The organism is Paenibacillus sp. OK076 (assembly GCF_900110055.1).
In the GTDB taxonomy this organism is placed as follows: domain Bacteria; phylum Bacillota; class Bacilli; order Paenibacillales; family Paenibacillaceae; genus Paenibacillus.
This window is the reverse complement of the sequence record NZ_FOCH01000001.1, coordinates 2,309,036-2,322,298: the sequence shown is the minus strand read 5'-3', so window position 1 is coordinate 2,322,298 and position 13,263 is coordinate 2,309,036. Positions and strand designations below refer to the sequence as shown.

10 protein-coding genes are annotated in these 13,263 nt (G+C 45.9%); 1 reads left to right on the top strand and 9 read right to left on the bottom strand.

What is annotated here, in order from left to right:
- Nucleotide 1: 1 nt before the first annotated feature.
- Nucleotides 2–1,150, bottom strand: coding sequence for a GntR family transcriptional regulator (locus BMY78_RS10425; protein ID WP_090897711.1), 1,149 nt, complete (start codon nucleotides 1,148–1,150; stop codon nucleotides 2–4).
- A 306-nt stretch (nucleotides 1,151–1,456) separates the two neighbouring features.
- Here BMY78_RS10425 and BMY78_RS10420 point away from each other — a divergent pair, with 306 nt between their 5' ends.
- Nucleotides 1,457–3,511: a GxGYxYP domain-containing protein gene (locus tag BMY78_RS10420; protein ID WP_090897709.1), complete on the top strand. Its 2,055-nt coding sequence runs from the start codon at nucleotides 1,457–1,459 to the stop codon at nucleotides 3,509–3,511.
- A 225-nt stretch (nucleotides 3,512–3,736) separates the two neighbouring features.
- Here the strand turns inward: BMY78_RS10420 and BMY78_RS10415 are convergent, their stop codons facing one another.
- The 8 genes from BMY78_RS10415 to BMY78_RS10380 form a co-directional block, all read right to left on the bottom strand.
- The gene (locus tag BMY78_RS10415; protein WP_177185699.1) at nucleotides 3,737–4,885 is read right to left on the bottom strand and encodes a glycoside hydrolase family 76 protein; all 1,149 of its coding nucleotides are present in this window, start codon (nucleotides 4,883–4,885) and stop codon (nucleotides 3,737–3,739) included.
- Nucleotides 4,886–5,047: 162 nt separating this feature from the next.
- Nucleotides 5,048–5,935 (bottom strand): carbohydrate ABC transporter permease, encoded by an 888-nt coding sequence (locus BMY78_RS10410; RefSeq protein ID WP_090897704.1) that lies wholly within the window; start codon nucleotides 5,933–5,935, stop codon nucleotides 5,048–5,050.
- Nucleotides 5,936–5,945: 10 nt separating this feature from the next.
- Entirely contained in the window at nucleotides 5,946–6,887 is a 942-nt protein-coding gene (locus BMY78_RS10405; protein ID WP_371129160.1) for an ABC transporter permease, read from the bottom strand.
- 118 nt (nucleotides 6,888–7,005) lie between these two features.
- On the bottom strand, nucleotides 7,006–8,643 hold the full coding sequence (locus BMY78_RS10400) for an extracellular solute-binding protein (RefSeq protein WP_090897701.1): 1,638 nt from the start codon (nucleotides 8,641–8,643) through the stop codon (nucleotides 7,006–7,008).
- 218 nt (nucleotides 8,644–8,861) lie between these two features.
- Complete coding sequence (locus BMY78_RS10395) at nucleotides 8,862–10,514, bottom strand: sensor histidine kinase (protein ID WP_090897698.1); 1,653 nt, start codon at nucleotides 10,512–10,514, stop codon at nucleotides 8,862–8,864.
- Entirely contained in the window at nucleotides 10,483–11,235 is a 753-nt protein-coding gene (locus BMY78_RS10390) for a response regulator transcription factor (RefSeq protein WP_090897695.1), read from the bottom strand. Before BMY78_RS10390 ends, BMY78_RS10395 begins: the two co-directional genes overlap by 32 nt.
- Nucleotides 11,236–11,468: 233 nt before the next feature.
- The gene (locus BMY78_RS10385) at nucleotides 11,469–12,350 is read right to left on the bottom strand and encodes a carbohydrate ABC transporter permease (RefSeq protein ID WP_090897692.1); all 882 of its coding nucleotides are present in this window, start codon (nucleotides 12,348–12,350) and stop codon (nucleotides 11,469–11,471) included.
- 15 nt (nucleotides 12,351–12,365) lie between these two features.
- Nucleotides 12,366–13,256, bottom strand: a complete 891-nt coding sequence (locus BMY78_RS10380) for a carbohydrate ABC transporter permease (RefSeq protein WP_090897689.1) — start codon at nucleotides 13,254–13,256, stop codon at nucleotides 12,366–12,368.
- Nucleotides 13,257–13,263: the final 7 nt, after the last annotated feature.

The following is a 13,263-nucleotide window of genomic DNA, read 5'->3' as shown; positions in this document are numbered from 1 at the left end:
ATTAAGCTTGAGAAACCGTTCCGGTGGTTTGACGTACAACCAACTGGGGTTCAATCAGCATTTTGCTATAACTTTTCGCTTCCCCACGACCACGTAATACTTCAAGTAATTTAACAGCGGCCCGATACCCCATATCCCGCTCAAACTGCTTCACATGGGTAAATATACTGAATTCCTCCACGATGGAGGTGGGATCATCGAAGCTTACAATCGATACATCTTCAGGCACTCGAAGTCCTGCTTGCTTGGCCATTTGATAGATTTGCACACCTAACCTGCCGTTAAGCGAAACATAGGCTGTGACCATTCGGTTTTGGATATATCGATACAAAGGGTGCGCCTCCGCCTCCTTAAGTTCACTTAACGGCTGGAAATCCGTGATCATATGAGCAGGATTGATTAACGCGCCCTTGCCTTTTAAAGCCTCAATATAACCTTCGATCCGCTCCTGAACCGTAACTGTCTGAAGAGGTGAATCGGAGCAAATAGCGATATCCCGGTGTCCAAGCTCCCATAGATGCTCCACAGCCAGCCTCGTGCCCCGTCTGCCATCTGCAGCAATATAATGTGTCTCGACCCCTGGCAAATAACGGTCCATCAGTACAAAAGGAAAACCCGAGAGCTTCATGCCGAGGATTTCCTCGTTGTAGTTCTCTTCATCAACAGGAAAAATTAACAGACCTTCTGCTCCGAGCGCCTTCATTTCCTTGATGACGTCCTTCTCTTTATCCACCTTGCCATGCGTAAACATGATCATGCTGCGATATCCTTCCTCACGCAAGGCTTGCTCAATGCCCTCAACGAGCCGAATGGCAAAATAATCATGGATGGAGGGCACAATGATGCCAATCATTCCCGTAGACAGCGTTCCCTCTCTGCCCTTTATCGTGGTCGCTTGCGTTGAGGCCACAGAAGCACTATCTGTTTCTTCAGCTACAAAACTGCCTTTCCCCGGCACACGCGCAATTAACTTTTCATTGGCTAATCCGGTTAAGGCATTGGCAACCGTAATTTTACTGACCTGAAACTGATCCATCAGTTCCTTCTCTGTCGGTATGCGATCACCGGGTTTCATATTTTCTTGAGTTATGACATGTCTGATATAGTCCTGGATTTGTTGATACAGTGGAATTCGATCATTTGTACTCATTTTGATCACATCACCAATTCATTCATAATATTTGAGATATATAATATATCCTTTCACCTGCAAGTGCAATAAACAAGCTGCGCTTATCTGCAGTTGCAAACAACATCTCCTTGATATCATCGCATTAAATATGCCTGATTTCCAGGAAATATGGGAAGTTTTGTCGAACCTCTTGTAAAATTATATATGAATATATTTAATATGTGTTGGATAGAGATGTGTGGATTGGCTTTTGACCAAAAAAGGAGGGTGGGTATTACGAAGGCACAGCTCTAATTCTTGACTAAAACAAGGAGTGAATTCGCCATGGCTCGTAGATTCACGATGCTCTGTTTAGCTCTCATATGCGCTTTTTCATTAACCGCCGGCGCTGCTTCAGCTTCGGAAACGGATGTACAGACAGCCAAACCTGATGGGTCCAAACACCGTGAACTGCCAAGTTTCAAAAACCCGAAACATTTGGACGCAGCCGACATCTATGATGCGCCAGGTGACATCAAATTGTTGCTGGGAACATTACAGGGAATCGTTAACAGAGAACAACCGCGAATCTATCTGATTGAGTCCCAGGAAGAAGGAAAACTGACCTGGCTTAAGGACATCAAGGTGCCTTACACGCTTCATCAGGATTATTGGGAAGTGTTCTCTGCTTATCGCAGCGAAGTCAAAGGCATGGTTGTATATGATCCCGAAGTACCTGATTCGATCAACGTAGCAACCACGCTCGCAGGACTAAAGAATGCTGTGGTTGCAAGTCCCGAGTTAGCAGCCAAATTGTCCAAAGCGCCTTACAAATTAAAGATTATGGATGACCTGCGGGGTAAATTCAATAATCGAATGGATGCCTATACCTGGCAATATGAGAATCTGTGGAAGAAAACGAACCACCAGATGTTAATTGGACTTGATCCGGATACAGCGATTCGCATCCCGTCCGGCATGCCTGAATCCTTTGTTACGATCGCGGAGGAAAAACAACAGATTCGGGATGCAAGCAACCGTGATACGTATTCCCTGGATCTTTCTTCACTCTTGGGAAAATCTTCGGTATATCTCCGATTTGATGACGCCTTTACTCAGGATGGCTGGGGACCGGCTGTACATGAGGTTACGGTCAAGGCGGATGGAAAAGAGATCGCAAACTTCATCGCAGGAACACCGGAAGAAGAACAATTCCTGTATGATAGACAAAATTCCAAGGTCGCTGAAGGTCAAGGCGGCCACCGTTTCGCCGATAATGGCAATTATTTTGTGTATGAATTCACTCCTCCGGCAGGTACTCAGAATCTGACGGCTGAAGTGGACATGTGGAATCAGTATAAAGTATCCGCAGGTAATATCCGCCCTCTCTCCGCTGAGCAGCGGGAGCCCTACGCATATTTAAGGGATTATGCAGTCGCTAATAAAGCGATGGTATTCTGGTTGGATTCCAATGTGCCTGAGCAAAAAGCCCTCTTCGAGAAGATCATGTCTGATGTAAAACCCGGAACTCCCTACCTTGGCTGGTTTAGCAATGATGTCGAAGGTGAGTTCAGCTCCGTTGAGATTGCATCTCGATATGGCGTCTATGTTCTTGCAGCCGATTGGTTCAGCAACCTGACTGTTTTCTCGGGAACCAAACCGAAGCTCACCCCGGTGAAAAAATCTCCGCGACCTGCACTGGAGAATAAAATCTATGTAACGTATACCTTTACGGAAGGCGATAATTTTCAGTATAACCAGCATCGGATGCGTGTGATGTGGGATGATCCGGCCAGAGGTAAGGTTCCGATTAACTGGACTTCAAGCCCGCTTCTCTACGAAGGTGCACCAGCAATATTGAATTATTATGTGAACACAGCAACCCCGAATGATCTGCTGATCGCAGGACCGTCCGGTGCAGGATACTTCTATCCAGGGGCTTGGCCCGACACAAGCTTCCGGCAATTTTTGCAGCAAACCGAAAAATATATGAAAAAGACCGGCATGACCATTCCTTATGTGTTGAACCGTGTAGACAGCGAGAATGTACCTCTCACGCCATTTAAAGCCAAGGCTTACGCGCAGGATTACAATGCACCCGGCTTATTCATCAGCTACGAAGACAACTATGGAGTGGAAATCGTTGACGATAGCCTGCCCGTATCCACAATTCGTGGGATAAGCACCGTACAGGACGGATTACAGGTGCTAAATGATGCGAAGGCGAATTGGGATGGCAAGTCTCCGTTGTTCGTTTCTCTTGGATTGCTTGCATGGAGTACGACTCCATCCGATGCACTGGCGATCACTGAAGAGCTCGGATCGGAATTCAAGGTGATCCGTGCTGACGACTATTTCTCCTTAATCCGAGAAAGTTACCACTTACCCGCGAGCAAGTAATAACCATACTTACAATGAAATTGCAGACGCCTAAAAGCATCGTACCCTGAGATATCGGGTACGATGCTTTTTTCGGATGAAACCTCACCGCTGAATTACCATTAGTTCAACAATAACACCGGAACATAACAGCACCGCACCACATGATCTTTCTCTTGGAAAGACTCAGGCAGGCGCTGGCCTCGAATAATTACTATCCTATTACCCTATCTTCCACTCAAATGCCTACTTCTTCACTGGTTTACCCGGTTTACCTGGCTTATCCGCTTTGCCTGCTTCCAGCTTGGCAGCCCCTTCCAGCAGAAATACGCCGCTGAGCTGAGCGGTAAGGTCGAGTGGGTTCTGGGCTGCTTTGCCCCAAGCCTGACCGAATAATCCAGTATCCCGGCTACCTTTCAGCAAGGCATCGGCGTTGCGATAAATCGCCTTTTTCAGGCTTTTGCTATGCCCGACTTCATACATCTCAACCATGTAGCGGATCAGTATGCCTTTGAACAACGCACCGTCCCCGTCGCCGTCCTCTTTAAATATACCCGTCTTCTCATCCGTTAAGGTCTTCAGAGAACCTGCTGCCGTTTTCTCGGCATCTTTCAAATACGTCTTCTTCCCTGTTATCCGGTAGAGTTCAACACCTGCTCCGATAAAAGTACCCTGATTGTAAGTGAAGATCCATGCTTCATTCACATCCAGTGTGCCATCCTCCTTCAGCACCAAACCATCCGCTACCAGCCCTGTTTGAGGATTTACCAGATATTGTTTCTCCCAATCATATATTTTTTGGGCCCACTCCAGATCCCGCACATCGCCAAAACGTTCATACAGCCTTGCAGCCAAGATGGCGGCAGGCCCGCTGGAGCACGCATTTCGGTTATATCGCTGATCCTTTTTCCAAGCCATACCCCCAAGCTCATCATCCCACCAGGCGGTCTTGATGTCATCCCACAACTCCAATACGTATCCCTTCATCTCTTCACTGCCTGTTGCATCATACAGACGAAGCCCGGCAAGCGCGAGCCATTCCATATCATCGTAAAATTCATTGTGAAGTGAGCCGTTGCGTGCAATGATACTACGAACAAGCTCTTCCGCACGTGCAGTGTACGCCTTGTCTCCTGTACGTTCGTATCCGTCCACCAATGCATCGACCGCATGAGCCTTCCACCAGTAATTTAAGGCCTGTTCACCTTCGGGTGTTGATGGATAAGCATTATTCATCATTTTTGATGCATCATCCCAGTAATATTCATACAGCTTCTCTTGCGCCCACTGCGCCTGATCGGCATAGCGATTTTTGCCGCCGCTTGTTGCCCCCATGGTGGTGACCAGAATAAGGCTGAGTACCAGCGTGAGGCTCACCATTTTCCTTTTGCTCATCAGATCCCTTCCCTTCTCAAATTGATGTATAACTAACAGTTCACTCATAAAGCAGGGTTAATCCTTCGCTGCATCTAAGTTCGCGCCTGTCCCTTACGTGTTCCTTGTTCCTTCACCCCCTTCCACATTTCTCAGGCAGAACGGCTAATGATAAAACCAGAATTACTCTTTTACGGCTCCGAGTACGATACCGTGGATTAGATAACGTTGCAGAAAAGGATAAATCAGCAAAATGGGAATCATGGATACCAGAATCTTGGCAGAATTCAACGTTGTGTTGGAGATTTTATTGAACTGCTGCAGCTGTTCGACCGAAAGATTCTGCATCTGATCGCGTGTGAGACTCAGCTGTTGCAGGTAGGTCTGGAGCGGGATTTTGGAGCTGTCGTTAATCAGAATGATCCCGTCAAAGAAATTGTTCCAGTGCCCCACAATGACAAACAGCATGATTGTTGCCAGACTCGGCATGGAAATGGGAATGAAGATTTGGAGCAAAATTTTAAGTGGACTGGCACCGTCAATGAATGCGGCCTCTTCCAGTTCCTTTGGAATTCCCTTGAAGAAGTTCATGAGGAGAATTACATTAAAGACAGGAACTGCCCCCGGCAGAACTAACGCCCAAATGCTGTTGATCAACCCCAACTTGCTGATGACCATATACCAGGGTACGATTCCGCCGCTGAACAGCATTGTAAACACAATAATCCACATATATGTGTTTCTCGATCTGAATTGTGTGACGCTTCGTGACAACGGGTAGGCCATGAGAATGGTCAAAAACATGTTGATTGCTCCTCCAAGCACCACCCGCTCGACCGAGATCAGAAAAGCCTTCCAAAACTTCGTATCATTCAGAATCTGGCCATACGATGAGAAATTCAGCTCCACTGGAAAAAAATAGACTCGACCTGCATTAACAGCTGTACTACTGCTGACAGACACCATAATGGTATTGACAATCGGCGCCAAGGACATGAACGTAATCAGAATTAACGCAAACATAATCAACAGGCGGGATAGCCTGGAGCCGAGCGATTTGGATTGAATCATGCTAACCCTCCTAGAAAATTCTGTACCCCGCATACCTCGAAGCCAGTCTGTAGGAAATCACGATCAGCACAAAGCTGATTACCGATTTCATCAGTCCAATTGCTGTCGCAAACGAATATTGCATGTTGATCAGACCCATACGGTACACAAAAGTATCAATAATATCACCCGTTTCATATACCAGCGGATTATACAGGTTAAACACCTGATCAAAACCTGCATTCAGTACATTGCCAAGACTTAGCGTGCCCAGCAGTATAATTGTCGGGAACATACCCGGCAGCGTGATATTCAGCGTCTGTTTCCAGCGACTTGCGCCGTCCATTGCGGCAGATTCGTACAATGCAGGATTAATTGCCGTTAATGCAGCCAGATAAACTATCGTCCCGTAGCCAAATTCCTTCCACGTGTCCGTCACAATGAGCAGCGGCCTGAACCAGTCATTGCTCGCCAAGAACATAATTCGCTCCAAGCCTAGAAACTCAAGGAAGTTGTTCACCATGCCATCGAAAGAAAAGATCATGGTCAGCATCGTGCCCAGAACCACCCAGGACATAAAATGCGGCAAATAGACGATGGTTTGAATCGTACTCTTGAATACTTTCAGACGCACCTCATTTAACAGCAGAGCGAATACGATAGGTACAATCAACCCTAGAGCAATCTTTCCAACTGCGATGACCAATGTATTAATGAAAATCTGCTTTGCGTCTGGCAGTTGAAACATATACGTGAAATTGGATAGCCCTGCCCATTTGGACCCGAATATTCCTTTGGCAGGAATGAACTTTTGGAATGCCATCACAACCCCGAACATCGGTACAATTGAGAAAATGAAGAGCATGATCATGCCAGGCAGCAGCATAAAATGATAGGTCATTTCGTCAAAGGTTTTACGTTTCTGTTTCCTCCCGTAACGCACTTCCCGCTCTTGATTAACGGTTGTTTCCATTTGCGCCATTGTCCTTTCCACCTCCACCATGCCTAATTGGACAGGCTTTATCGGCGAAAGCCCGTGCGGAAGTCCTGAAGTCCACCATCAAGCTTCCGCACCTAAGCTCACGCAATCGTTATCTTTTGCTCATCTCGTTAACTTCTTCTGTAATCTCATCGCCACCCGTACGTTTCCAAGTGTCGACAAATGTATCGAATTCATCTACAGGCGCTTCTCCCATAATGATCTTGAGCATGGTTTCCTCTTCTAGCTTCTGCAGATTCGCCCACTTCAGCTTCATCGTCTCGGTTGTTCCGTAAAAGCCTGCGGGGATCACTTCCAGGTTCGGATTGTTTGCCTCACGCTGCCCTTCGATCCGGGAGAGGTATTCACCATAGGTGTTTGCATCAATCGCATTTCCTTTCTCTTTGAATTCCTGATAGGCCTTGAAAGAAACCACTCGATCTTCCTGAACAGCAGAAGCATCACCTGTCTCATCTGCTTTGATCAGATCATCGTAATAACGCTTGAGCACATCATCATAATCCACTTGCATCGGAATCTGGGTAGGATCATTGTTCCAGCGGCTTGCATCGGTCAGCAGCTCGTCAGGATGCTCTTTTTTGTAATTGATCGCGTCCTCCGTTAAGGAGTACAGGAAATCCGTTGTTAAATTGACTGATTTCATTATTGCTTCAGGATGTGCAAAGTCCTTCTTCACAACGACGATACCACCGCCCACCGGGTCTTGCCGGATCGTCTTGAACTTGCCATTCTCATCCACTGGTGCGGATACAGCAACCCAGACTGCTTCTGGATCTTGCTTAATGGAGTCCTTGTAGTTGGTGTAGCCGATCCACCATGGATTAAATACCATTCCGGCCTGTCCGTTGATGACGAGAGCTTCCTTCTCTTCATTCGATCGGACAGCAAACTGTTTATCTATTAAACCTTCTTTATACATGGCGCTCAGTTCTGCCAGCGCTTGCTTTACTTCAGGCTGAACAGATCCATACTCAACCTGACCGTCTTTCTGTATCCAGTTCATGGGGAAGGCACCGTGCGCAGCAAAGATCGGCGTAAAGTTCATCGCATTGGAATCCATGACCATGCCTACCGTTTTGCCCGTTCCCGAGACATCCTTCTCTACAAATGTTCTCGCGAGATTCCATACATCCTCGACAGATTCCGGCAGCTTCGCACCGACCTTATCTACCCAGTCCTTCCGGACCCACAGCAATTGGTGCTGGTTTCCGATATTCGTCATGGGCAGACCCATGATCTTACCGTCCACCTTCACCTGATTTAACAGCAAATCTCCGTAGGAACCATAAATATTTTTAACACCCTCGGATGCTGTCTTCTCGTAAACCTCTGTCATGTCGGCAATGAGATCGTTATCCACCAGTTGATTAAATATTTCACGGCTGACAAGCATTACATCCGGCAGATCGCCAGTGGTCATTGAAAGTGACAGCTTCTGATCCATATCATCTGTTTCCCAAGCTACCTTGGCCTTGACATTCACCCGGTCTTCTACATAGCGTGTAGCCAGATTGTTTTCAATGGTATCGCCGGCAGGCAGGTTGTTCACATGATTGGTATTTCGGCCAATCGTAAATTCCACGGGTGTCTCATATTTACCATAAGGTTCATAGTCCTGTTGTGAAATTTGAGGTTGTGCGCTTTCGTTATCGCCTCCGGTACAGCCACTGATTACAGCCATCATCATGCTTCCGATCAGCAGTGCAGCCATCTTGTTGCGCTTCTTCATCCTGTCATCCCCTTTATCTGATTTGCTTTTGATAACCAAATTGTATGCGTTTTCATAAATGGCGTATATGCCACATTTTTCGGATATGTAACACTTTTTTTATGACCTCCAATTCACTTTATTTATCTGTATTAAAAGATTCTTACAGGAAGAAATAAGCGGTTGCCACAGCAACCGCTTCAGTACTAATGCTATGTTTTTAATATAACTGCACACGATCATGTGGCAGGAAGGACGATTGACACTTCCGTTCCGCTGCCTGGCTCACTGTGAATAACAAGCCCGTAATTCCGACCATAATACAGCTTAATTCGGTCATTAACGTTCCGAACACCACATCCGCCGTTCTCTCCTGTTAACAAACCTGCTGTCTGCATCGGCGTCATGCCAACTCCGTTATCACGAACGGTTAATTTAATCCCCTCTTCCACCCGGCTAACCGCAATGTGAATGTGACAATCGGACGCATCTGCCTCCACAAATCCATGCTTGATGGCATTCTCCACAATCGGCTGCAAAATAAAATGAATCACCTCGGTATGTAATACCTCGTCATTGATATGATAATCCACATCAAATCGGCCATCGTTCATGATGAGCTGCAAATCCAGATATGCCTTAATATGCTGCACCTCAGCCTCAATGGTGGCCATATTCTTCCCCTGGTTAAGTGTGGTCCTATAGAAACGGGCTAATGCAGATACCATATAACTCGTCTCGATATCCGCCCTTTTCTCGGCCCTCCAGCGTATAAATGAAAGTGTGTTGTACAGGAAGTGAGGGTTGATCTGGCTGATTAACTTGTTATATTCACTTTCCTTCTTGGCAATCTCGGCGTGATACACCTGTGAGATCAGGCTGTTGATCCTTGTCAGCATTTTACCGATACCGTTAGTCAGCTCACCAAATTCATCCCTGGATGAACTTCGGATCATCACATCCAGATTGTTCCGCTCTACCTTGTCCACCTTGTTCTTGATATGGATAATTCTTTGCGTAAAGTTATTAGAAATGACATAAATGAGCAGGAAGGTAATCATCAGGCTGAGGATGATGACAAACAGCGTAATTTGAAAAATACTCATTGCATTGGCGTACGCATTGGTATTCAGCAGATTATAGTGAATCGTCCAGCCGTTGTTGGCGAGTGAGCGGCTAAGACTTAGATCGCCAGATTCCCCAACGTTCGAACCTGCGGCCACAGCAGCACGCTCGTGGTTTTCCTGAAAAATCACATGCTGCTTCGCATCCTCAATATAAACGGCTACATGTTCCGACAGATTGTCCAGATCTGCAAAGATGCGATCATGCTGAATGGAGATCACCATGAAATTGCTGTCTTTCGGATTGCTGATCAATTCCTGAACGAGATAAAGCTTCTCCCCATCCACAATCCAGCGCCTGCCTCGAAATCCGTCATACCAGGACTTGCTCTTCAGATCCCCGATTGGCAAAATATTATTGCGGATTCCCAATAAATCCCCGGACGTATAAAAGGTAATGCCTTCAATATCATCATCCATCAGCCGGATGTTCGAGATCAACGGCTCGAGAATGTCCCGGAAATCCAGGTACATATGATAATAATTTCCCTCGTAGTCTTTCGTAAATATTTGCGATAAATCCCGATTAAGCACCATGAACTCACTTAACGTGTTATACCGATTAATCTTATAATCCATAATGTTAGACACCTGGTCCAGACTCGCTTCTGCTTCGCTCCGCAGCTCCTTCATTTGAATTCGGTAGGACTGAATGAAGGAGAGCAGTCCAAGCAGAAGAATCGGAATGAGTGCAATCACCAAATGCGACAGCAGCAGCTTGTTGCGGAACCTGATATCATTGAATTTGCTCTTGATCCATCCGATCATGAAGCACCCCGCACTCTCTGAACTGTAACGGACTGACACCGAACCTGTTTCGGAACAGCTTGGCAAAATAAGAATGATTGTCGATGCCAACGGCCCCTGCAACATCATTGATTTTCATATTCGAATGAGCGAGCAGATGGCTTGCACGCCGCAAACGATAATCGGTCAAATATTTCGAGAAGTTTTCCCCGGTCTCTTTTTTAAACAAAATGCTCAAATACCCTGGCGATAAATAAACATCATGGGCTGCCTCGGACAATGAAATATCTCTCTGATGGTTATCCTTCACATAATCCTTCACCTGTCGAATGACCTTCGATTCCACAGATTCCGGTTCGGGACCTCCGGCATAAGCACGTATTTGCGTAATATCTTCCATCACCTGTAAAAACTCTTCCTTAACCAGTGGCTTGAGCAAATAATTCACTACACCCAGCCGAATCGCGCTGCGGGCATATTCAAATTCATCATAACCGCTGCAGATGACAATCTTTATATTCTGCTGTGTTTTCCTGGCTTGTTTGCTAAGCTCCAGTCCATCCATAAGCGGCATTTTGACGTCGGTGATGAGGATATCGATCGCGTTCTGAACCAGAATTCGCTCTGCGCTCATCCCGTTCTCAGCTTCCAGTACTTGAAAGGGAAAGCTGTAGTGAGAGATCAAATCCTTAATGCCTTCTCTTTGAACGCTCTCATCGTCAACAACAAGAACATTAAACATCGTGACATCTCCTTTGCAAGTGAAAGTGAAGAAAACGATAAGTTGGAATATCTTTTTTTCCATGGTATGCCAGTCATATCGTAGTATATCATAGATTTTTGGAAAGGCTTTCAAAATGGTATTTCGCCACCTATCAGGCAACAATGTCCATGATATAAGTCCCCAGCGATATAAAAATCTTACCTGAAATAGCAAAAAAGCCGCCATGAAGGCGACTATTTTCCGTACACATGCTATCCTTTAACCGCACCCAAGGCAACGCTGCCTATAATTTGTCTGGAGAATATCGCAAAGACAATGATAATAGGCAGAATCGAGATCGCCACACCCAAATACAACAGTCCGTAATCCATTCCATAATATCCTTGCACCAGTGCAACGAGTACCGGAAGCGGATATTTATCCAGGGAAAAGAACAAGACCAACGGCGTTAGGAAATTATTCCAAGAACCGATAAAGGTGAATATGCCAAGGGCCGAGATAGCCGGGCCCAGAATGGGCAAAACAATCTGATTGAACGTGCGGAACTCCCCTGCACTATCCACACGTGCCGATTCAATAATCTCGTCCGGAATGCTGCTCTCCATAAATTGTTTAATAAAAAATACATTAAATGCATTCGCCGCTGCCGGCAAAATGATCGCTGCATAGCTGTCCAGCAAGCCTAGCGTACTGAACAGGCGATACATCCCGATCAGTGCGAGCTGCCCAGGCACCATCATGGTCGCAAGCAAAAACAGGAATAGCCCGTTGCGACCTTTGAATTTGAACTTCGCGAAGCCATATGCCGTCAGGGAACCGATATACAAGGATAGCACCGTAGACGTTCCCGCAATGAAAAAGCTGTTGGCAAACCCGCGCCAGATGTTGATTTTGGAAGCCATGTTCGTATAATTATCCAACAGGAACGGTCCGGGCAGAAACGTAAATGTCGATGCAATCGTTGCATTATTATGAGTGGAATAGATGAGCATGAGATAAAATGGAATGATACAGATCACGGCAAGGCTAATCAAACATAGATAAATAATGACTTTGCCCAGTGTCAGACGCCTTACAGTATCGTATTGCTGTATAGTGACTTTTGGTTGTTCGACTGGTTTGACGGTTTGCATTTCATTTCCCCCTCCCTATGCACGGCTCTTGCGCTTCGTCATCATGAAGGATACGACCGATAGCAGGATAATGATGATGAACAGACAGAATGCAATGGCCGCCCCATAACCAAAACGTGTACTTTGGAATGCCACATTATACAGATACATAATACTCGTCATGGCTGCACGATCCGGGCCACCCGTTCCATTCGTCAATGTAAACGGCTGATCGAAAATCTGAATGCCCCCAATAATAGACGTGATCATCTGAAACAGAATGATTGGGCGCAGCATTGGAACGATGATATGAATGAAAATATGTTTCTTTTTCGCCCCATCCATTTGAGCGGCTTCCTGCAGAGCGGGATCAATACCCTGAAGGCCTGCCAGATAGATGACCATGGAGTAACCAAAGTATTGAAAGAACAGGATGGATGAAACGATCAGTCGCATAAACCAGGGATCATTTTTCCAGTTAATCGGGTCATTGATCAGTCCTATTTGAACCAGAAAATGATTCAAACCGCCGGATTGCCAATCAAAGATCAGACTTACAAGCAGGCCCAATGATGCTGCGGTAACGATATTGGGGAAGAAATAAACTGCTCTGAAAATGTCTCTTCCCTTAAGCAACTTGTCATTGAGAATAAAGGCGAGTACAAGCGAAACGGTAAGCTGTGGGACTACAGAGACACCCCAGATAAACAGGGTATTAAATAACGTCTTGTAGAACAACGGATCTTGCAGAACAGCAATATAATTACCTATTCCGACGAAGTCCGGCGTAGTAATCCCGTCAAAGTTGGTGAAGCTGATATAGAGAGAATACAGAATGGGGTATAGTCCAAAAATGGCGAAAAGAATAAAAAACGGAGCAATGAAATAGTATCCGTAATGGTCTTTGCGGATTGACTTGGCAAACATGATTTGT